Raw genomic sequence first — 20,701 nt, 5'->3', positions numbered from 1 at the left:
TGAAGTAGGAGGGGCTTGGGCGAGAGCCAGACACCCCCGCCGTTCTGGGTGGATTGTAAACGTCCTGAGGCTGGCCTCCCAGTACGGGCGACTGTTATAAGAGAGAATTATTGTTTTACAGCTAAAGGACACGCCATGAGTACGCTTAGCTTGACCAGCGCAGACCAGCACCGTTTCGAAGCCTATGTCGCAGGCGATGAACAGGCCGAACGCGGCTTGATCGTGTTGCAGGAAATTTTTGGTGTCAATCAACACATACGCAACACCTGCGAACGCTTTGCCGAGCAAGGCTACCGTGTCCTGTCTCCCGCCCTGTTCGACCGGCAAGAGAAAAATGTAGAGCTGGGCTATACCGCCGAGGACGTGCAAGCAGGTCTGGCACTGCGCAACGGCATTGCGCTTGATAAGACCCTGCTGGATATTCAGGCCTGCGTGGACGCCTTGGGTTCGCGCAAGATTGGTATTGTCGGCTATTGCTGGGGTGGCTCCTTGAGCTGGCTGGCCGCCTGCCGCTTGCAAGGCCTGAAAGCCGCCAGTTGCTGGTATGGTTCGCAAATTGCCCAGAACGCCCAGGAACAGCCCGGGATTCCAGTTCAAATGCATTTTGGTGCCCAGGATCACTCCATCCCTGCCAGCGCCATTCAGACCATTAAAGACGCGCAAAAGGATGTGGCCATTTACGTGTACGAACCTGCCGGGCATGGTTTTGGCTGCGATCATCGCCCCGATTTTCACGAAGCGTCCTACAAACTGGCTCAGGAACGTACACTAGCTTTCTTTGCCGACCATCTGCGTTAAGCCCCCATGCTTGAATCCAGCGACGACCTGCTTGCCCTGTTAAATACCACCATGCCTTACGGCAAATACAAAGGTCGCTTGCTGGCCGACCTGCCGGGACATTATCTGAACTGGTTTGCCCGTGAAGGCTTTCCTTCCGGGCGGCTAGGGCAGCTACTGGCCCTGATGCACGAGCTGGATCACAATGGCCTGAAATCCTTGCTGGACCCCTTGCGCCCGCGCAGCCGCTAAGAGGAACAAATACCTTACTGGGGAGCGGGCTGCGACGGTACGTCACCGTACAGCTTGCTACTATCAAGAATTCCTCTACACCCCATTGTGAAGGACGTCATGACAATCGATCTCTCCGCATTCCCCATCACCGGCAAATGGCCGGCCCAGCACCCCGAACGCCTGCAACTGTATTCCTTGCCCACTCCAAATGGGGTCAAGGTATCCATCATGCTGGAAGAAATTGGCCTGCCTTACGAGCCACATCTGGTCAGCTTTGAGCGCAACGATCAGCTCAGCCCGGAATTTATTTCGCTCAGCAGCAACAACAAGATCCCGGCAATTCTGGACCCCAATGGCCCCGGCAATAAGCCGCTGGCCTTGTTCGAGTCCGGTGCCATCCTGATCTACCTGGCAGAAAAAACCGGCCAGTTGCTCTCTGCAGACCCGGCCCAACGCTATGAAACCCTGCAATGGCTGATGTTCCAGATGGGTGGCGTAGGCCCCATGTTTGGTCAGCTGGGCTTCTTCCACAAATTTGCTGGCAAGGACTTTGAAGACAAGCGCCCCCGCGACCGCTATGTCAACGAATCCAAGCGCCTGCTGGGCGTGATCGACAAGCATCTGGATGGCAAGGACTGGATGGTGGGCAACAGCTACTCCATCGCCGATATTGCCCTGTTCCCCTGGATTGCCAACCTGATCGGTTTTTACGGCGCAGGCGAGCTTGTGGAGTACGAGCAGTTCAAGAATGTGGCCCGTGTTCTGGCCCAGTTTCAGGCCCGCCCGGCAGTACAACGCGGCTTGAACATTCCTGCCCGTGATTGATGGATAAGCAGCGCCAATCAATGCTTATAAGCCAATTTGAAATAGCCCTGCTATCAAACTGGTCTTTTTTGTTTCGCTTGACGCCAGTCCGTACAATTGGCCTCCTAAACATTCTGCGCAAGCGGTACTATTCCGTTTGCCCGGCTTGCTCATCAATCAAAAAACCAGTCTGCTCATAGAGCGGATACAGGCAAATCCACCAGCCTGATGAGCAAGCCTTCAAAGCCCTGGATTCTTTCCAGGGCTTTTTTTTGTATGTACGATTGCCCCCCGCTGCTACTCTTGTGGCTCCTTGCCACTTTGCCTGAGCAGAGCTATGAAAACGCACCACTATGAACTGTTGATCAGTTGGACCGGCAACACCGGAAGCGGCACCCGCACCCTTCGCTCCTACTCACGTAACCACGACGTGATGGCAGTTGGCCTGGAGACCATTGCTGCCTCCTCAGACCCTGCCTTTCGAGGCGACCCAGCCCGCTGGAACCCAGAGCAGCTTTTCCTGGCATCGATTGCTCAGTGTCATATGCTTTGGTACCTGGGAATAGCGGCAGAAGCCGGCATTGTGGTCACGGCCTATGAAGACCACCCTACCGGCATCATGATTGAAGAGGCCAACGGGGCTGGGCAATTCGAGAGTGTTACCTTGCGCCCCTTCGTCACGATCACACCGGACAGTGACCTTGCCTTGTCCAAATCGCTTCACGATCGCGTAAGTGAATACTGCTTTATTGCCCGCTCCATCAACACTCCGATTCACCATGAGGTCACGGTCCACGTGCAAGGTCAAACACCTCCACCATCGACGTAAAGAGCATTACACCGCAGGTAAAGGGATGAACTGCTCATCGTCCAGTGGTGGCAGACTGATGCGACCATTGAGCCAATCATCCTTGGCCTGCTCGATACGGTCCTTGCGCGAGGACACAAAGTTCCACCAGATATGGCGTGGTCCCAGGGGCTCGCCGCCCAGCAGCATCAAATGGCTGTTTTGCTCGGCAAGGATGCGAGGGCTGTCGCCTTTGGCAAAGACCAGCATCTGACCGGCGCGATAGCGTTGAGCGTCTACCTCCAGCGCGCCCGTACAGATATAAATGGCGCGCTCTTCATGGCCGGTTGGCAAGGGGACAGACTGGCCCGCTTGTACGCGTAGTTCCATATAGAACAAGGGTGAGGCCACACTGGCAGGGCTGCACAGGCCCAACGCCGATCCGGCTATCAGGCGACCTTCCAGGCCCGTGTCCTGAATCAAAGGCAGTTGTTCGGCCTCGTAATGCACAAAATCCGGGTTTTGCTCTTCTTTATGTTCCGGCAAAGCCACCCAGGCCTGAATGCCATCCATACGGCCACCTTGGGTACGCATGGGCTCAAAGCGCTCGGAATGGCTGATGCCTGAACCAGCGGTCATCCAGTTCAAGGCGCCGGGCGTAATCTCTTGTTCCACGCCCAGGCTGTCACGGTGTGTCATGGCACCTTCAAATAAATAGGTGACGGTAGACAGGCCAATATGCGGGTGTGGCAGCACATCGTTCTCTGTTCCTACAGGTGCCGTCAGCTCTTGTGGCCCCATACGATCAAAGAAGATAAAAGGCCCCACCATACGCCGTTGGCGAAAGGGCAGAACGCGCCCCACTTCAAATGCACCAATGCTGTGTTGACGTTGTGGAATCAGCAGCTCGACCATAGACACCTCTACTGGGAAGTCGCAAAAATACAATCCCGATTACTATACTCTGGTCACTGCTTTATTCGCCCTATCGCGCATGTCCACGCTCTCCCTGTTTGATCCCGTTCCCGGCAACGTCCTGACTCTGGATACCGGCCTGATCGCCCTTCCGGGGCTGGCCCTGCCCTATGCCGCCAGCTTGGCACAGGCGGTTCAAGAACTGGTGCACAGCGCTCCTTGGCGGCATATGCAGGTTCCCTCAGGGCATCGTATGTCGGCCGCACAAAGCAGTTGTGGCGACCTGGGATGGATATCGGACGAACACGGCTACCGTTACAGTCCCACGGACCCGCAAAGCGGTTTGGCCTGGCCCGCCATGCCTGCCGTATTCAAGGAACTATTAACGCGCATTGCCCAGGAGTCGGGCCAGGGCCCTTTTCAACCCGATACCTGTCTGATCAATTACTACGACGAGCAGGCGCATATGTCCTTGCATCAGGATAGAAACGAGCGCAACTTGCAGCACCCGATTGTCTCGGTCTCCCTGGGACGTGAGGCCTTGTTTTTATGGGGCGGCGCAAAACGCAGCGACCCGGTGCGTACCCTGCGACTGCGCGATGGTGATGTGCTGGTCTGGTGGGGGCCATCCAGATTGAATTTCCATGGGGTACGCAGACTGGAGGGCCCGGCCCATCCGGTATGGGGCACAGGCCGGGTCAATCTGACATTCAGAAAAGCAGGCTGAACCCCGCTAGTTCAGCCCAGTTCGGGCGGAGCAAAGCGACGGTTTTCCAGTACGGGCAAAATGCGACGGGCATAAGCCAAACGCTCCCGATCCAGATCAACCAAAAGCAGTGTGGGAGTTTCTGCCGCCTGGGCCACGATCACACCCAAGGGATCCACCACCAGACTTTGGCCAATATTGCGTTCACCACACTCACCGACGGCCACCATATAGGCCGTATTTTCCAAAGCGCGAGCCGTCGTCAGCACACGCCAGTGGTGTTCCTTCAAGGGACCTTTCAGCCAGGCCGACGGCGCCAGCAAGACTTGTGCCCCGTCCACGCACAAGCGTCGGGCCAGCTCAGGAAAGCGCAGGTCGTAGCAAGTCATCAAACCTACTTTGAAACCGGCCACATCAATCAAGGCGGGGATTTCTGTACCTGGCTGTACATAGCGTGATTCTTGTACCGAGAAGGCATCGTACAAATGAAGCTTGTTGTAATGCGCCAGAACCTGGCCATCGCGCAGCACCACCAAGGTGTTCCAAACCTTGCCTTCTCCGGCCGGGGTATGAATGCAGAACACCACGGTTAAATCAGTATCACGGGTGGCAGCGCTCAGTTGGCTGACAAACTCCCCATCCAGGGCTTGTGCGGATTTCAGGACCACTTCAGGGTCGGCCACATTTCTGGCCAGCACACCTTCAGGCAAAACCAGTAACTGCGCGCCGGAGCGCAAGGCTTGTTCGATCAAACCCAGGCAAGCGCTCAGGTTTTCCTGCGAATCTTTGGATACGGCCATCTGGCCCAATGCAACTTTCATGACCACCTCCTTTACGGTGCTGCCTAAGTGATTCTAACGCAGCCGCCCGCCCAGACCAGCCAACGAACAAGGGAGAAAAACTGAACACCAGATGGTCAAATGTCAAACCATCCCCGTCGTTCAGCCCCAACAGATCAGCGTCATATTTTTCCACTTCCCGTCATGTAAAAATTCGGACACAAACTGCAATTAAAAATAAATTTTTATCAGGTCAATACCCTGAATGCGTTTAACCACACTAAACATTCGGGTCATATCAAAGAATATTTCTACTCAGCTAGCAGGTCAATTAAGCGATCAGGCCCTGAAACAAAGTGTCGTGCGCATAGTGACAAACCCAAACATCAACACGATCAATTTGAACGCTCTATTTCGTCCGTACAGTTCAATTCCATTTATCTTCATAAGCGTGAAACTCAATTGAGCTCAGTTCTCAAGCTCGGCTTTAATCAGCAGATATATGATAATGAGATATAAATAACTCTTATATTTGCAATACCATAAACATTATGCAAATCGGCAAAATTGATTCTTTTATTAAGCCGGACAAAATCTCATAGACGGCACAAAAAGACGTTCTTAACTCTGGCAAGCATCTCTGCACCCATCCAGAATTTTCGAGGGAAAATCTCCAACCCAAATATGACCGGACATAATTAGAATCGATAAAACGCGATTAAATAAAAATGAATCAAATCCGGATAAAATCGAGCTAAAAATAATGGGCCAAGTGCAAACCAGCACTGGCCCATTCATGAATTATCCTTGCGACGCCACTTCGTCCGACATGCCCGCCTGTCAAGCTGACAAGCAGCTTTGGCATTGGACTTTCAATGCACTAATGATTGAAATCCAAAATAATCAGAATAAAAAAAACCCCCGATTTCTTGCAAAATCAGGGGAAAGCTACCACAGGAAAATAATTGGATACAAAACACCCAATACCGTGATTCTATATAAAAAACTAAAAAAAATCTGCATACGTTGTTTAGGGCTGACGCTATAGCTTGATAAATTAATTTGTGCTAGGACGTAATAAGAATTAAAAACTTAAAAAGATCTTCAATTCCCTACAGTTACATGACCCTATTCCGTCCTTAGAAATCTTGAGCCTTGCCCCATGACTGCGCGACAATAAGGCCTCTTACGGGTTGGACACACTGCCCTTCTTGATTCTCAGGCGTTTATCTTGTCTTCTTCGCACTCTTCCTTATCCCCCCGCCAGGTTTTACTGGCCATTCTGGCCTTGGCTGTGGGTGGTTTTTCCATCGGCACCGGCGAATTTGTCATCATGGGTTTGCTACCCGATGTGGCCCAGGATCTGGGTATCGATATTCCCACCGCGGGCCACTTGATCAGCGCTTACGCTTTAGGCGTGGTGATTGGCGCTCCGGTACTGGCCGTACTGGGCGCACGCTGGCCCTGGCGCCGTCTGTTAATAGCCTTGATGGGCGCTTATGCCGTGGGCAATTTCCTGACCGTGATCGCCCCCAGCTATGAAACCGTGTTGATCACCCGCTTTCTGGCCGGCTTTCCGCATGGCACCTACTTTGGTGTTGCCGCCCTGGTAGCCGCTCGCCTGGTGCCGCCGCATCGCCGCGCACAGGCCGTGGCCTACGTCATGCTGGGTCTGACAGTCGCTACCTTATTGGGTGTGCCCATTGCCACCACCTTGGGACAATGGCTGAGCTGGCAGGCGGCCTTTACCTTCGTCAGCCTGATCGCCTTGCTGACCATGGGACTGGTACTACGCTTTGTGCCTTTCATTCCCGCCAACACGCTGGCCAGCCCCTTGCGCGAACTGGGGGCCCTGAAGCGCAAGCAAGTCTGGTTGACGCTGGGCATAGGCGCAATTGGTTTTGGTGGCATGTTCTCGGTGTTCAGCTACGTAAAATCCACCTTGATGGAACTGGCGGGCCTGTCGGTCAGCGCCATCCCTGTCGTGCTGGCCTTGTTTGGCGTTGGCATGGTGCTGGGCAATTTACTGGGCGCCCGCTATGCGGACCGCTACCTGGATCGCAGCATTCGCCTGGTTCTGATCTGGGCTACCGGCGTGCTCTTGCTGTTCATGATCACGGCCCACCATCCAATCCTTGGCCCCTTGAACATCATGCTGATTGGCACCCTGGTGGCCTTGGGCCCCGCTTTGCAGATTCGCCTGATGGACGTGGCAGGTGATGCCCAAACACTGGCGGCTGCGCTGAATCACTCGGCTTTCAATATGGCCAATGCGCTAGGTGCATGGTTGGGTGGTTTGACGATTGCCGCTGGCTGGGGCTGGACTTCGACCGCCTGGGTAGGTGCCTTGCTGGCCTTGGGTGGCCTGGCCTTGCACACTATTTCGCTGCGCATTAAAGAATAGTCAGACCTCAGAGCGGGTGACTCGGAGCAGGCAATTTTGTCGTAGGCGACAGAAGCTGAACACAGGAATAGCCTTTGCAAAACTGAACTCTGCCAGTAACCAAAAAAACAAAACGGCCTGTAATTGGATGCCCCTAAGGGTATTTCAATTACAGGCCGCTTTTGTTTGGCCCTCTCTCGGAGGTCCGACTACCTGGCTTTCAGCAATTCAGCTCAGGCTTTGCTTGCAGCTGCGGGGCGAGCCGCCAACCAACCGGCGTAGCCCATTCCAAAGCTGACCAGAATGCACAAGCCCAAGGCCCAGCCCCAGCTATTGAAAAGGTCATGCAAACCGCCCATGGCGGGAGGCCCAAACGCGGCCAGCAAATAGCCCATGCACTGCGCCATACCCGACAGGGACGCCGCCTGCGAAGTAGACGTAGAACGTACCCCAATCAAGGCCAAGGCAATCAGGAAAACACTGCCACTACCAAAGCCAAACAGCACCGCCCACAGCAAGGACCAGGACGGCAAGACCAGAAAGCCCACAAAGGTCAGGGTCTGCAACAAGGCACCCGCCAAGGCCACCCCACGCTGGTCGTGCACACGGCTCAACACGGGCATCAGCAGCAAGGCCGGTACGGCGGTAGCTAACTGCATCAAACCATGAATCTGGCCCGCATGATCCGGCTCAAAGCCATAGTTCACCAGCATCACAGGCAACCAGCTGGCAATCATGTAGTAAGCCACCGAGTTCAAACCCATGTACAGGGTGATATGCCAGGCCAGGGGTAAACGCCACACCGAAGAACTGGTTGCCGCGCCAGTGGGCGTATTTTGTGCCGCACGTCGATCCGCTCCCAACTGGGTAGCCCATACAACTACGCTAGCCAATGCCATCACACCGACCACCATCAGGGACGACCAGCGCCAGCTTTGGCCTGTCCACTCCGCCATCGGGACCGCCATCGCGGAGTTGAACGCCGCGACCAGACCCATGAACAAAACGTACAGCGACGTCACAAAACTGATACGCATGGGGAAATGGCGTTTCACCAGAGAAGGCAACAGTACATTACCCAAGGCAATCCCGATAGCCAGCAAACCGATACCGGCAAACAGCTCTATCGTGCCGCCCAGGATACGTACCACCACACCTACCGCAATCAGTACGGAAGCAATAAACAAGGAACGGGACAAGCCCACCACCCGCGCCATGGAGGCGGCCAGCAGGGAGATCACCGCAAAAATGAACAAGGGCATGGCGGTCAGCAAGCCAGCCTGCGTGGACGACAGAGACAGATCTGCCTGGATCAGCTCCAGCAAGGGGGCGATACCCGTGATCGGGGCTCGCAGATTGCCGGCAATCAGCAAGACGCCAATCAACACCAGTAAGGGGTGAGAGAGCCAGGAGAGTCGAGAGAGGGACATGGAATGTAGCCAGTAGGTGAAAACCCTACTCTATCCTGTTTCGATGCCGACGCAAACAGGATATTATGACAACTTATACCTCAAACCAGACAAAGCATGAGTTTTAGCTCCAATCCGCAGGGCGGGCCTATTTTCAGCATCAAGATGGCGATGGGCAGCAATACTGAAAATCCATTGCATACCCATCCCAATGGACAGCTGATCATGACGCAATATGGCTCCGTCACCCTGCAAACCGACCAGGGCTACTGGATGGTGCCGCCGCTGTGCGCCGTCTGGGTGCCGGTGGGTATCCGTCACCGTGCCCGCGCCGACGATCAGGCCCTGATTCATTTCCTGTACATACAGCCCGGCCTGGATGAACTGCCCGATCACTGCAGCACCCTGGACCTGAGCCCCATGGTGCGCGAGATGATCATTCATTTAAGTGATCTGAATCCCCATTACGAGCCGGGCAGCCAGACGCACCGTCTGGCACTGGTGCTGCTGGAAACCTTGAATCAAATGCCCACCCGGCAGCTGCATGTACCGGTGCCCGAGGACAAAGTTTTGCAGACGATTGCGCAACATATGCTGCAACAGCCCGACTCGCGCCCTACGATGGCCGACTGGGCAAAAGAACTGGCCATGAGTGAGCGCACCCTGGCCCGACATATGCTAAAACACACAGGGATGAGCTTCGGGCGCTGGCGGCAACAATTCATGATTATGCTGGCCCTGCAAAAACTGGGTTCGGGAATGTCCGTAAAGAGCACGGCCAGGGAATTGGGTTACACCTCGATCAGTGCCTTTATTACCGTTTTCAAATCTATTTTGGGCGAAACCCCCAGCCGTTACTTGAGCCAAACCCATTCTTCTTAAGTCCCTACTACCCTCACCACACGCATCCATGTCTTCCACACACCTGTCCCGCCCCGGATATCTGCAGCGCTTGTTGAGTTGGTTCCAGATTTCTCACATGTCGGCGGGGCTGATTGCCGTGCTGGTGGGCTACACAAGTTCTGCTGCCATTGTTTTTCAGGCCGCTCAAGCGGCCGGTGCCAACACCGCCGAGCTGGGCTCCTGGATGTGGTCTTTGGGTATTGGTCTGGGCCTGCTGTCGGCAGGTCTGTCGCTGCGCTACAAGATTCCAATTCTGACTGCCTGGTCCACACCTGGCGCAGCGCTGCTGGCCACGGGTCTGGTGGGCCTGCCCATGTCCCAGGCCGTGGGCATTTTCCTGTTTTCGTCCCTGCTGACCACCATTTGCGGTCTTAGCGGCAGCTTTCAGAAGTTGATGCAGTACATGCCGCGCAGCATTGCCGGTGCCATGCTGGGCGGCATCTTGCTGCGCTTTGGCCTGGACCTGTTTGGTGCCATGCAAACCCAATGGCTGCTGTGCCTGAGCATGTTCATTGTGTTTCTGGTGGTGCGCCAATGGTCGCCTCGCTACGCCGTGCCGCTGGCATTGGTGGCCGGTGTCACGATTGCTGCCCTGCAAGGTTTGCTGAAAATGGAAATTCTGAGCTGGACTCCCGCCACGCCGGTGCTGGTCTGGCCCGAGTTTTCCTGGACGGCACTCATTGGTGTGGGCATTCCCTTTTTCATCGTCACCATGAGCTCGCAGAACATTCCGGGCGTGGCTGTATTGAAGGCGCATAACTACGATGCGCCCAACTCCACCGTCATTAGCTGGACCGGGATTGTGGGCCTGATCTTTGGCCCCTTCGGTGGCTACGCCTACAATCTGGCCGCCATTAGCGCCGCCCTGTGCATGACTCCCGAAGTGGATGCGGACCCGCGTCAGCGTTATCGCGCCAGTGTCTGGGCCGGGATTTTCTATTTTGCCGCCGGTATCTTTGGTGCCACCGTGGTCAGCCTGTTTGCCGCCTTCCCAACCGAACTGATTGCGGCCATTGCCGGTCTGGCCTTGCTGGGTACCATAGGCAATAGCATCCACATGGCGCTGGAAGCCCCAGACACCCGTGACGCCGCCCTGGTCACCTTTCTGACCACTGCGTCAGGCATGAGTCTGCTCAATATCGGCAGCGCCTTCTGGGGTCTGGTTTTTGGTATGGCTATGTATCTGATTCAGAAACGAAAAGTATCCTGATCCGGTCATCCCCCCGGCGTCTGTTCAAGACGGCAAACAAGCCTCACATTTGCTTGCTTTGCCGTCTTTTTCATTTGGCACACTAAAGGCGTGACCACTTTTCTTTAACGGAGGTGCTTCATGCCTGCTTTATCTCAAGCCCAACAAAAAGCTGCCGGTGCAGCCTTGTCCGCCAAACGCGGAGAAACTCCGGTAGCCAGTCTGAAAGGGGCATCGCTGGAAATGTACAACACCATGAGTACCAAGGAGCTGGAAGAACTGGCCAGCACCGATACCGCGCGCCGCAACCTGCCTGAACACAAGGAGTAATCAGACAGCCTGAACGCGCACGCCGCTTTGCTCGAAGGCTTGATGCAAACGCTGCGCAAATTCGGCCGCCCCCGCCTGATCCCCATGCAGGCACAAGGTATCAGCAGACAAAGGCACCGTTTTACCCGACAGACTGGTAACGGTGCCTTGCTCTATCATCTGCATCACTTGCTGTACGGACTGATCGGCATTGGTAATCATGGCGCCAGCTTGCTGACGAGGGGTCAGGCTGCCATCGTCCTGATAGCTGCGATCGGCAAACACCTCTTGAGCCACCGTCAAACCCGCATCACGACCGGCCTGCACTTGCACACTGCCTGCCAGCGCATACAGAATCAGGCTGCGATCAATATCGGCCACAGCTTGGGCAATGGCTTTTGCCAAGGCCCCATCACGGGCGGCCATATTGTAAAGAGCACCATGTGCCTTGACGTGATGCAAAGCAGCACCTTGGGTGCGTGCAACGGCAGCCAGGGCTCCCACCTGCACCACCACCATGTCATACACCTGCTCGGGGGTAACCGCCATCACCCGGCGACCAAAACCAGCCAGATCCGGCAGGCCGGGATGTGCGCCCAGCTTCACACCATGCTTTAGGGCCAGGGCCACCGTCTGACGCATGGTGCCCGGATCTCCGGCATGAAAGCCACAGGCAATATTTACCGACGTCACCCACGGAATCACCTGCTCGTCATGGCCCATGACCCAGGGGCCAAAGCTCTCGCCCATGTCGCAATTCAAATCAATACTCAAGCTCATGGAGTTCCCTCTGATAATCCATCCAATCTGCCTGCGGCCTGGGCAATGCAACGCCTGAACCACAGCAGTTCTGCCGCATTATGCGTGCGCGGATGCCACAGCTGGTAAAAACGCATCAGCGGAAAATGAACCGGACAAGGCAACACGGTAATTGGCAGAATGCGGGCATAGTACTCGGCAAACTGGCGGTTCGTGGTGAACACCATATCTGTGCGACTCAAAATCCCCGGAACCAGGCCGAAATACGGCACGACCATCTGTACGTGACGGCTGATGCCCTGCTCGGCCAGGCAACCGTCAATAAAGCCGCGCTTGTCCGTCACGTGGGCCGAAGGGGCCAGATGCGGCATGTCCAGATAGTGCTGCAAGGACAGACCACGCTGCGCCAAGGGATGATGGCGGCCCAGCATACAGACCACCTCGTCATCAAACAGACGCGCCAGGTGCAGCTTTTCAGGGGGCTCGAGCCAGTTGCCGATCACCACGTCCAGCTCGCCCTCTTCCAGGGCCTGCACGTAATCCAGATCCGGGTTGATGGTATGGACCACCAGCCGGGCCTGCGGCGCCTGACGACGCACCCGCTCCGCAATATCCGGGATAAAAGCGCCGTCCAGATAATCCGGCGCGCCCAGATTGAAAACGCGGGTAGACTGACTGGGATCCATAGGCTCTGCCGCGGCAGAAATTCGCTCGATAGCTTGCAGAGCTTCCGTGGCATGTGCCAGCAAAAAGGGGCCGCGCTCGGTAGGCACCATTCCCTTTTTACCGCGCAACAAAATCGGATCGCCCGTGATTTCGCGCAAGCGCCGCAAGGCATTGCTAACGGCTGGCTGGGACATACCCAAGCGGATAGCCGTACGCGAGACGCTGTGCTCTTTGAGCAGCGACTGCAATACCCGCAGCAAATGCAGGTCTAGTTGTTCTCGTAATTTTGGCATGGTTTAAATAATACAAGCGCTGGCCCGCCTCGTTGATCGGTGTAGACACTCATACGCCTATATAGTGAACATCATTCCAAGCAAATGTTCGCATCCTAAGCAAATGCTATCTTCGATCCGTAAAAAACCAGTCGAGTGAGATCATGGAGACAAGACCAATTCGTTTTATTTATCGCGGCGAAGTACAGGAAGTGGCTCAGGCCCCGACCACGCGAACCGTTTTACAGTATATCCGTGAGGATCTGCACTGCACCGGCACCAAAGAAGGCTGTGCCGAGGGTGATTGCGGCGCCTGCACGGTCATGATTGGCGAACTGGACCAGAACAATCAACTGCAATTGCGTGCCGTAAACGCCTGTATCCAGCTGCTGCCTACGCTGGACGGCAAGGTGCTCTACACTATTGAGGATCTGCGCCAGGACGATGGCACCCTGCACCCCGTGCAACAGGCCATGGTGGACTGGCACGGTGCCCAGTGCGGCTTTTGTACGCCCGGCTTCATCATGTCGCTGTGGGGCCTGTACATGACGCACTCGCCCGAAGACGGCCCGGTTTCCCGGGAACAGATCGACGATGTGCTCTCGGGCAATCTGTGCCGCTGTACCGGCTACCGCCCCATTATTGATGCGGCCAAGGCCATGCACAGCTATCCGGCTGTCAGCATGGATCGCCAATCCATTGAAGACAAGCTGCGTGCCATTCGTCAGGACGGCATGCTGGCCTATGAATACCAGGGCCAGACCTTCCACGCCCCCCGCACGCTGGACCAGTTGGCCCAGCTGCGCGAGCAATATCCGCAAGCCCGCATTCTGGCTGGCAGCACCGATATCGGCCTATGGGTGACCAAGCAATTCCGCGATTTGCCGCATCTGATCTATATCGGTCAGGTGGCCGAGCTGCGCGAACTGAAAACCACCGAGGACGATCTGTATATCGGTGCAGGCGTGCTGTTGAACGACGCTTTTGACGCCCTGATCAAAGACCACCCCGAATTGACAGAACTGCGCCAACGCTTTGCCTCCTTCCCTATCCGCAACGCCGGTACCCTGGGCGGCAACGTGGCCAACGGCTCGCCCATTGGCGACTCCATGCCCGCCCTGATTGCCATGCGTACCCGTGTGGTGCTGCGCAAAGGCGCAGTCGAGCGCGTGCTGCCTTTGGAAGATCTGTATCTGGCCTACCAGAAAACCGCCATGGAACCGGGCGAGTTCGTGCAAGGCCTGCTGGTCCCACGCAACAAGGGACAATGGCAATTCCGTACCTACAAGCTGTCCAAGCGTTTCGACCAGGACATTTCTGCCGTGTGCGCCGCCTTTGCGGTGGAACTGGATGGCAAGATCGTCAAACAGGCTCGCATCGCCTTTGGCGGTATGGCTGCCACCCCTAAACGTGCCAGCCACGCCGAGCAAGTGCTGCAAGGTCAGGAATGGAACGAGGAAAACGTACAAGCTGCCATGCAAGCGCTGCAACAGGACTACCAGGCCCTGAGCGATATGCGTGCTAGCAGCGAATACCGCAATCAAAGTGCGGCCAATTTGCTGTACCGCTTCTTCCTGGAAACCCACCCTGAAAACGCTTTGAGTCCCGCCCAGCTGAATGTCTTTCACCGAGCTCAAGCCAGCCTGGAGACTTTGTGATGAAAATTGACAATATCGACCACCTGAACACCGCCACGGCTCAACGAGTCGGCGTGTCCTTTCTGCACGAGTCGGCAGACCTGCACGTGAGCGGCACGGCCACATATACCGATGATTTGCCTGAATTGCAGGGCACGGCCCATATTGCGCTGGGCCTGTCGGAAAAAGCCCATGCCCGTTTGCTGGACGTGGATCTGGAAGCTGTGCGTCAAGCGCCCGGTGTCATTGCCGTCCTGACGGTTGCCGACATTCCCGCCGCAAATAATTGTGGCCCTATTCTGCATGACGACCCCATTCTGGCCGATGGCGTGGTGCATTACTTTGGCCAGCCCATTTTTGCGGTTATTGCGAAATCCCACGACCAGGCACGCCGTGCCGCGCGCCTGGGCAAGATCACCTACGAAGAGCTGCCTGCCATCTTGACTCCACAAGAAGCCAAGGCCGCGAACGCCGGTGTTCTGCCCCTGATGAGCCTGAAACAAGGCGACGCCAAAAAAGCATTGGAATCGGCTCCACACCGCCTGCAAGGCACCTTCCAGTGCAATGGTCAGGAACAGTTTTACCTGGAAGGCCAGATTTCCTACGCCGTGCCCAAGGAATACGGCGCCGTGCATATCTGGTGCTCCACCCAGCATCCTTCGGAAATGCAGCAGCTGGTTGCCCACTGTCTGGGCGTTGGCGCGCACAAGGTACACGTGGAATGCCGTCGCATGGGCGGTGGTTTCGGTGGCAAGGAATCTCAATCGGCTCTGTACGCCTGCGTGGCCAGTGTGGCTGCCGTCAAGCTGCAGCGCCCGATCAAGCTGCGCCTGGACCGCGACGACGACTTCATGATTACCGGCAAGCGTCACGGTTTCTACTATGAATACGATATTGGTTACGACGACGAAGGCCGCCTGCTGGGTGCCCGTCTGGACATGACCGCCAACTCGGGCTTTTCCGCCGACTTGTCCGGCCCCGTGGCAACCCGCGCCATCTGCCACTTTGACAATGCCTACTACCTGTCTGATGTAGACATGAGCGCGCTGTGCGGTCGCACCAATACCCAATCCAACACAGCCTTCCGAGGCTTTGGTGGCCCGCAAGGGGCCTTGGTGATGGAAGTGGCCCTGGACACCATTGCCCGCCGCCTGGGCAAAGATCCGCTGGATGTACGCCGCATCAACTTCTACGGTAAAAAAGACCGTAATGTGACGCCTTACGACCAGACCGTGGTCGATAACGTCATTCACGAACTGGTGGCCGAGCTGGAGGAAACCAGCGAATACCGTCAGCGCCGTGAACAAATCCGTGAATTCAATGCCAGCAGCCCGGTACTGAAAAAGGGTCTGGCACTGACCCCGGTGAAATTTGGTATTTCCTTTAACGTACCCGCCTTCAACCAGGCTGGTGCTCTGGTCCACGTCTACCGTGACGGCACGGTTTTGGTGAACCACGGTGGCACGGAAATGGGTCAGGGCCTGAACACCAAGGTGGCCCAGGTGGTAGCCCATGAACTGGGCCTGAATCTGGAGCACATCCGGGTCACGGCCACCGATACCACCAAAGTGGCCAATACCTCGGCCACGGCGGCATCCACAGGTACGGACTTGAACGGTAAAGCCGCCCAGGATGCGGCCTACCAGATTCGCCAGCGTCTGACGACGGTAGCTGCCCAGCTCTTCTCGGAGGAAGAGTCCAGCGTGAAATTCGAGCGGGGTCAGGTCCAGATCGGCGGCCAGACCATGCCCTTCTTTCAACTGGTTGAGCACGCCTACCAGGCCCGCGTCCAGCTGTGGTCCGACGGCTTTTACGCCACCCCCGGCCTGCACTGGGACTCCAAAGTCATGAAGGGCAACCCCTTCTACTACTTCTCTTATGGGGCTGCCGTCGCTGAAGTGCTGATCGACACGCTGACCGGGGAATCTCGTCTTCTGCGTGCTGACGTGCTGCACGATGTGGGCAAATCCATCAATCCGGCCCTGGATATTGGCCAGGTTGAAGGCGCCTTTATTCAAGGTATGGGCTGGCTGACAACAGAAGAGCTGGTTTGGAACGCTCAAGGCAAGCTCACCACGCATGCACCGTCGACCTACAAGATCCCGGCCATCAGCGACTGCCCCATGGACTTCCGCGTCAATCTGTTCGATGGCCGCAACGCCATGGATTCGATTCACCGCTCCAAAGCCGTGGGCGAACCGCCTTTGCTGCTACCGTTCTGCGTCTTTAACGCGATCCGTGATGCGGTTGCCAGTGTAGGCAACTACCAGATTGAGCCCGTGCTGAACGCACCTGCGACTGCGGAAGCCGTCATGCGGGCTGTTGCGGCTATTCGCAAAGCGAAATGAGTAGCTGGCCCTCTCTTGCCCTCGCCCGTGTGAAAGCGGGCGAGCGGCTGGTTTTGTGCTCGGTGGCGCTGGCCAAAGGCTCCACCCCGCGCACCACGGGCACGGCCATGCTGTTCAGCCAAACTGAGCAGTGGTTAACCATTGGTGGCGGGCACCTGGAATGGGTAGCGGCAGAACAGGCACGTGTCATGCTCAGTCAGTCCTCCGGACCCGGCTGGAGCATGAGCCGCCTGCCGCTGGGCCCCAGTCTGGGCCAATGTTGCGGCGGGGTCGTTACCTTGCTGTACGAAACCCTGGGTGCCGAGGATCTGGGCTGGCTGGAAGAGCTGGATAGCGCCGTGCGGGCCGGTCAGGCGACCAGCCGCCGTTCACAATTGCTCTCAGACGGCAATAAGCAGGTTGATATCCAAAGCCCTTCAATTGTGGACGAGTCCCGACTGGAGTACGACGGCTCGCAAGGCGTCTGGATGGAGGACCTGCCGCCCCCGCCCCTGACTATTTTGCTGTTTGGGGCCGGTCATGTGGGCGAGGCACTGGTGCAGATTCTGGGCACCCTGCCATGCCGGGTTCTGTGGATTGACGAACGCCCTGAACTGTTTCCCGCTCAGGTACCCAGCAATGTCAGCCTGGAAATTACCGACATCCCCGATGCGCTGATCGAACAAGCCCCGACCAATAGCTATTTTCTGGTGATGACGCATAATCACGGCCTCGATCTGGCTCTGTGCCAAAAGATCTTGCGCCGCCCCGATACGGCCTATGTGGGCCTGATCGGCTCCATGACCAAACGTCGTCAATTCGAGCGCCGCTTGCAGCAACGCGGCATGCCCGAATCCCGTATTCAGGAACTGGTCTGCCCCATTGGCGTGCCAGGTATCAAGGGCAAGGCCCCCTCGATTATTGCCGTGGCTGTCGCCGCCGAATTGCTGACCCACGCCTATGAAATGGGCCAGCTCAGTCGCTGATGCGACCTCGACTTCAAGGACACTATGACTACCTCTTTACACTCCGCCTGCGCCTACCGTGCCCAACTGCTGTACTTTGTCGCGGACCCTGCCACATTGGAAGATCCTTCCGAAGCCGTGCGCTATCACAGTGACGGCCTGCTGCTGGTCAACGAACAGGGCCAGATTCAGGCCTGTGGCGACTGGGCCGAACTGTCGCGCAGCCTGCCTGCCGATACAAAGACCGTGGATTTGAGCGGGAAAATCATCATGCCAGGCATGATCGACACCCACCTGCACTTTCCGCAAACCGACATTATTGCCTCTCCCTCCAGCGGCCTGCTGCCCTGGCTGGAAACCTATACCTTCCCAACTGAAGGCCGTTTTGGCGATAGTGAACATGCCCGCGAAGTGGCTGGTGTGTTTCTGGACGAACTGCTGCGCAACGGCACGACCACCGCCCTGGTCTATGGCAGTGTGCACCGCCAATCCGTGGATGCCTTCTTTGAAGAAAGCCACGAGCGCAATCTGCGCATGATTGCAGGCAAGGTGATGATGGATCGCAACTGCCCGGACTATCTGCAAGATACCGCCGAGTCAGGCGCACGCGATTCGGAAGACCTCATCAAGCGCTGGCACGGCAAGGGCCGCCAACTGTACGCTCTGACACCCCGTTTTGCGCCCACCTCCACCCCGGAGCAATTGGCCGCCTGTGGTGAACTGGCCCGCGCCTACCCCGATGTGTTTCTGCAAACCCATGTGGCAGAAAACAAGGACGAAATCAAATGGGTAAGCGAGCTGTTCCCCAAGAACCGCAGCTATCTGGACGTGTACGACAGCTTTGGTCTGCTGCGCCCCCGCGCCATCTACGGCCACAGTATCTGGCTGGACGAGCAGGATCGCGCCCGCATGCACGATACCGGCAGTATTGCGGCGCACTGCCCCACATCCAACCTGTTCCTGGCCTCTGGTTTGTTCGATTTCCAGTCCATTCGCCAAAGCAAGGTGCTGCACACCCTGGCCACCGATGTGGGCGGCGGGACGTCGTTCTCCATGCTGCGCACCATGAACGAAGCCCACAAAGTGGCCCGTCTGAACAACTACCATCTGACCGCCGCATCCATGTTCTACATGGCCACCGAAGGGGCCGCGCGGGCACTGGACATGCAGGGTCAAATCGGCACGCTGGCTCCTGGTGCCGAGGCGGACTTTATTGTGATGGACCCCAAGGCCACTCCCTTGATGGCCCGCCGCAGCACCATGCTGAACTCGCTGGAAGAGCAATTGTTCATGCTGGCCCTGCTGGGTGACGATCGCTGCATTCAAGCCAGCTACAGCGCAGGCCGCTGCGTGCATCAGCGCGATCACTAAACACAACTGAAGCCGGGTCCTGGCGGGCAACTCCAATCATTACAACCGCCGCCAGGGACTCTTTTCCGTCTACCCAAAAAATATCTGCACGCGTTTTTCGATTTAACGCGGATTTTACGGTGCCAACGATACATTGATCCCGTCAGTAGGGAGCCAGCCCCGGCTCCCCCCTCTTCTTGGCGAGATTTGATTATGTCCGGCACATCAACACTGGTGCAACGCAACTCCCTGTTCTACCTGCTGACGCAGGTTGTGGGAGTGACCTTTTTGTTTCTCTGGCTGGCCAGCCTGACCCAGGACTGGTCCCCGCTCAATCCCTTGCTGGCATCCAGCCAGCAACCTGGCCATATGGCCCATGAAATGAAAGAGGCTCAAGGTCTGCTGACCGGCCTGATTGCCGCCGCTGGTTTGTTCCTGGCTGCCTGGAAGCTGCGCCAGCTGCGCGGACAAGAGGCCTTGCCAGGCAAACGCATCCTGTTGCTGGGCACCAGCCTGTTCCTGGCCGTGCCTTTGCTGATGCTGCTTCTGCAGTACTCCGCCGCCTCCCCAAGCCTGGAATCGCTGTATCACCAGATACCCGAGATCAAACCCTTGCTGGAAGTGGGTGCCATCGTCGCCGTGGGCGCTGGCTTGCTACACCTGTACTTTGCCGGTTGGGCCTTGAACCAGGCCCGCCTGCGCTGGGGGGGCCTGCTGGCCGGTTTGATCTGCGCCTTTTTGTTGGGCTTGCTGGAAGCGGATCAAGAGCGTATCAATCTGACTCAAGTGTTTGCCTCACTGGCGCTTGTCTGGCTGCTGGGCAGCATCGCCTTCTACCCCTTGATCGTGAATCCCGAACGCTGGTCAGCCTCCCATGGCGAACGCGCCACGGTTGCAGAGGCCTGGGAACATCTGGCCAGCATTCAGGTACAACGTCGCCGCAGCCTGGGGATGTTTGGTGGCCTGATGGTCGTGATTCTGCCTTTCTTCGCCTCCACATGGGCGGTCGACTCGCTGGTCTTTCAATTCACCCGAATGGCCGGTCTGGGGCTGGTCCTGATTGCCGTCCTGGGCCGCTGCTGGTGCATGTTGTACCTGGGTGGTCATAAAGGCTCCAGCCTGATCAGCCAAGGCCCCTACTCCATCAGCCGCAACCCGCTGTATCTGTTTTCCCTGTGTGCCGTCACCGGCATGGGTGCACTGTCCGGCAGCCTGCTGCTTGGCCCCATACTCGCCTTGTTTGTCTACGCCGTCTTCAACAATGTGATCGACGAAGAACAGGTTCTGCTGCACAAAGTCTTTGGTCAGGATTATCAGGACTACTGCCAGCGCGTGCCCCGCCTGATCCCACGCCTGAGCCTCTGGAACAGCCCGAACGAACTGCAAGTGTCCCTGACAGGATTGGCCCGCACCTTGCGCGATGCCTTGCCCTACTTCCTGATCTGGCCCGTCTTTGCCCTGGCACAGTGGTTGCAAATCAATGGCTGGGTACCCGTACTTCTGCGTCTACCCTGATCGTCCCCAAGTGCA

Annotated in this window: 19 protein-coding genes; 14 read left to right on the top strand and 5 right to left on the bottom strand. The window is 56.8% G+C overall.

The window, feature by feature from the left end:
* The first annotated feature begins 135 nt into the window (after window positions 1-135).
* From N879_RS00420 to N879_RS00405, 4 genes are all read left to right on the top strand, one after another.
* Window positions 136-798 carry a dienelactone hydrolase family protein gene (locus tag N879_RS00420; RefSeq protein WP_009458892.1) on the top strand — a complete coding sequence of 221 codons (663 nt, stop codon included), beginning with the start codon at window positions 136-138 and terminating at the stop codon, window positions 796-798.
* A 6-nt stretch (window positions 799-804) separates the two neighbouring features.
* Window positions 805-1,029, top strand: coding sequence for a DUF3820 family protein (locus tag N879_RS00415; protein WP_003799391.1), 225 nt, complete (start codon window positions 805-807; stop codon window positions 1,027-1,029).
* 99 nt (window positions 1,030-1,128) lie between these two features.
* The gene (locus N879_RS00410; RefSeq protein WP_009458889.1) at window positions 1,129-1,836 is read left to right on the top strand and encodes a glutathione binding-like protein; all 708 of its coding nucleotides are present in this window, start codon (window positions 1,129-1,131) and stop codon (window positions 1,834-1,836) included.
* A 316-nt stretch (window positions 1,837-2,152) separates the two neighbouring features.
* On the top strand, window positions 2,153-2,644 hold the full coding sequence (locus N879_RS00405) for an OsmC family protein (RefSeq protein ID WP_009458887.1): 492 nt from the start codon (window positions 2,153-2,155) through the stop codon (window positions 2,642-2,644).
* Between the two features lie 6 nt (window positions 2,645-2,650).
* On the opposite strand, the gene N879_RS00400 is transcribed toward N879_RS00405, so the two are convergent.
* The gene (locus N879_RS00400; RefSeq protein WP_009458886.1) at window positions 2,651-3,517 is read right to left on the bottom strand and encodes a pirin family protein; all 867 of its coding nucleotides are present in this window, start codon (window positions 3,515-3,517) and stop codon (window positions 2,651-2,653) included.
* A 79-nt stretch (window positions 3,518-3,596) separates the two neighbouring features.
* Here N879_RS00400 and alkB point away from each other — a divergent pair, with 79 nt between their 5' ends.
* Window positions 3,597-4,244, top strand: coding sequence for a DNA oxidative demethylase AlkB (alkB, locus tag N879_RS00395; protein WP_009458884.1), 648 nt, complete (start codon window positions 3,597-3,599; stop codon window positions 4,242-4,244).
* Window positions 4,245-4,255: 11 nt separating this feature from the next.
* Here alkB and N879_RS00390 read toward each other — a convergent pair whose 3' ends face one another.
* Window positions 4,256-5,044, bottom strand: coding sequence for a deaminated glutathione amidase (locus tag N879_RS00390; protein WP_021446487.1), 789 nt, complete (start codon window positions 5,042-5,044; stop codon window positions 4,256-4,258).
* A 1,189-nt stretch (window positions 5,045-6,233) separates the two neighbouring features.
* Between N879_RS00390 and N879_RS00385 the strand changes: the two genes are divergently transcribed.
* On the top strand, window positions 6,234-7,406 hold the full coding sequence (locus N879_RS00385) for an MFS transporter (protein WP_009458878.1): 1,173 nt from the start codon (window positions 6,234-6,236) through the stop codon (window positions 7,404-7,406).
* A 212-nt stretch (window positions 7,407-7,618) separates the two neighbouring features.
* Here the strand turns inward: N879_RS00385 and N879_RS00380 are convergent, their stop codons facing one another.
* On the bottom strand, window positions 7,619-8,815 hold the full coding sequence (locus N879_RS00380) for an MFS transporter (RefSeq protein ID WP_031231938.1): 1,197 nt from the start codon (window positions 8,813-8,815) through the stop codon (window positions 7,619-7,621).
* Window positions 8,816-8,911: 96 nt separating this feature from the next.
* Here N879_RS00380 and N879_RS00375 point away from each other — a divergent pair, with 96 nt between their 5' ends.
* From N879_RS00375 to N879_RS00365, 3 genes are all read left to right on the top strand, one after another.
* A complete protein-coding gene (locus N879_RS00375) occupies window positions 8,912-9,676 on the top strand; it encodes an AraC family transcriptional regulator (protein ID WP_009458871.1) in 765 nt (254 codons plus the stop codon).
* A gap of 28 nt (window positions 9,677-9,704) precedes the next feature.
* Entirely contained in the window at window positions 9,705-10,907 is a 1,203-nt protein-coding gene (locus N879_RS00370; protein WP_051359096.1) for a benzoate/H(+) symporter BenE family transporter, read from the top strand.
* Between the two features lie 120 nt (window positions 10,908-11,027).
* Window positions 11,028-11,216 (top strand): DUF3008 family protein, encoded by a 189-nt coding sequence (locus N879_RS00365; protein WP_009458869.1) that lies wholly within the window; start codon window positions 11,028-11,030, stop codon window positions 11,214-11,216.
* Here the strand turns inward: N879_RS00365 and N879_RS00360 are convergent, their stop codons facing one another.
* Window positions 11,217-11,975 carry a LamB/YcsF family protein gene (locus N879_RS00360; protein ID WP_009458868.1) on the bottom strand — a complete coding sequence of 253 codons (759 nt, stop codon included), beginning with the start codon at window positions 11,973-11,975 and terminating at the stop codon, window positions 11,217-11,219.
* Window positions 11,972-12,913 (bottom strand): LysR family transcriptional regulator, encoded by a 942-nt coding sequence (locus N879_RS00355; protein WP_021446486.1) that lies wholly within the window; start codon window positions 12,911-12,913, stop codon window positions 11,972-11,974. Before N879_RS00355 ends, N879_RS00360 begins: the two co-directional genes overlap by 4 nt.
* Window positions 12,914-13,056: 143 nt before the next feature.
* Between N879_RS00355 and xdhA the strand changes: the two genes are divergently transcribed.
* The 5 genes from xdhA (at window position 13,057) to N879_RS00330 (ending at window position 20,686) form a co-directional block, all read left to right on the top strand.
* Entirely contained in the window at window positions 13,057-14,550 is a 1,494-nt protein-coding gene (gene xdhA, locus N879_RS00350) for a xanthine dehydrogenase small subunit (protein ID WP_009458864.1), read from the top strand.
* A complete protein-coding gene (gene xdhB, locus N879_RS00345) occupies window positions 14,550-16,877 on the top strand; it encodes a xanthine dehydrogenase molybdopterin binding subunit (protein WP_021446485.1) in 2,328 nt (775 codons plus the stop codon). Before xdhA ends, xdhB begins: the two co-directional genes overlap by 1 nt.
* The gene (xdhC, locus tag N879_RS00340; protein ID WP_021446484.1) at window positions 16,874-17,842 is read left to right on the top strand and encodes a xanthine dehydrogenase accessory protein XdhC; all 969 of its coding nucleotides are present in this window, start codon (window positions 16,874-16,876) and stop codon (window positions 17,840-17,842) included. Before xdhB ends, xdhC begins: the two co-directional genes overlap by 4 nt.
* A 24-nt stretch (window positions 17,843-17,866) precedes the next feature.
* A complete protein-coding gene (guaD, locus tag N879_RS00335) occupies window positions 17,867-19,192 on the top strand; it encodes a guanine deaminase (protein ID WP_009455850.1) in 1,326 nt (441 codons plus the stop codon).
* Window positions 19,193-19,384: 192 nt separating this feature from the next.
* A complete protein-coding gene (locus N879_RS00330) occupies window positions 19,385-20,686 on the top strand; it encodes a methyltransferase family protein (RefSeq protein ID WP_009455852.1) in 1,302 nt (433 codons plus the stop codon).
* The last annotated feature ends 15 nt before the right edge of the window (window positions 20,687-20,701 follow it).

This window comes from Alcaligenes sp. EGD-AK7, assembly GCF_000465875.3.
GTDB lineage: Bacteria > Pseudomonadota > Gammaproteobacteria > Burkholderiales > Burkholderiaceae_B > Alcaligenes > Alcaligenes phenolicus.
This window is presented reverse-complemented; position numbering and strand designations above follow the sequence as displayed.

Bases quoted from the DNA above. Each gene is read 5' to 3' on its own strand.
- N879_RS00420 (WP_009458892.1), top strand. From the start codon at position 136: ATGAGTACGCTTAGCTTGACCAGCGCAGACCAGCACCGTTTCGAAGCC.
- N879_RS00415 (WP_003799391.1), top strand. From the start codon at position 805: ATGCTTGAATCCAGCGACGACCTGCTTGCCCTGTTAAATACCACCATG.
- N879_RS00410 (WP_009458889.1), top strand. From the start codon at position 1,129: ATGACAATCGATCTCTCCGCATTCCCCATCACCGGCAAATGGCCGGCC.
- N879_RS00405 (WP_009458887.1), top strand. From the start codon at position 2,153: ATGAAAACGCACCACTATGAACTGTTGATCAGTTGGACCGGCAACACC.
- N879_RS00400 (WP_009458886.1), bottom strand. From the start codon at position 3,517: ATGGTCGAGCTGCTGATTCCACAACGTCAACACAGCATTGGTGCATTT.
- alkB (WP_009458884.1), top strand. From the start codon at position 3,597: ATGTCCACGCTCTCCCTGTTTGATCCCGTTCCCGGCAACGTCCTGACT.
- N879_RS00390 (WP_021446487.1), bottom strand. From the start codon at position 5,044: ATGAAAGTTGCATTGGGCCAGATGGCCGTATCCAAAGATTCGCAGGAA.
- N879_RS00380 (WP_031231938.1), bottom strand. From the start codon at position 8,815: ATGTCCCTCTCTCGACTCTCCTGGCTCTCTCACCCCTTACTGGTGTTG.
- N879_RS00375 (WP_009458871.1), top strand. From the start codon at position 8,912: ATGAGTTTTAGCTCCAATCCGCAGGGCGGGCCTATTTTCAGCATCAAG.
- N879_RS00370 (WP_051359096.1), top strand. From the start codon at position 9,705: ATGTCTTCCACACACCTGTCCCGCCCCGGATATCTGCAGCGCTTGTTG.
- N879_RS00365 (WP_009458869.1), top strand. From the start codon at position 11,028: ATGCCTGCTTTATCTCAAGCCCAACAAAAAGCTGCCGGTGCAGCCTTG.
- N879_RS00360 (WP_009458868.1), bottom strand. From the start codon at position 11,975: ATGAGCTTGAGTATTGATTTGAATTGCGACATGGGCGAGAGCTTTGGC.
- N879_RS00355 (WP_021446486.1), bottom strand. From the start codon at position 12,913: ATGCCAAAATTACGAGAACAACTAGACCTGCATTTGCTGCGGGTATTG.
- xdhA (WP_009458864.1), top strand. From the start codon at position 13,057: ATGGAGACAAGACCAATTCGTTTTATTTATCGCGGCGAAGTACAGGAA.
- xdhB (WP_021446485.1), top strand. From the start codon at position 14,550: ATGAAAATTGACAATATCGACCACCTGAACACCGCCACGGCTCAACGA.
- xdhC (WP_021446484.1), top strand. From the start codon at position 16,874: ATGAGTAGCTGGCCCTCTCTTGCCCTCGCCCGTGTGAAAGCGGGCGAG.
- guaD (WP_009455850.1), top strand. From the start codon at position 17,867: ATGACTACCTCTTTACACTCCGCCTGCGCCTACCGTGCCCAACTGCTG.
- N879_RS00330 (WP_009455852.1), top strand. From the start codon at position 19,385: ATGTCCGGCACATCAACACTGGTGCAACGCAACTCCCTGTTCTACCTG.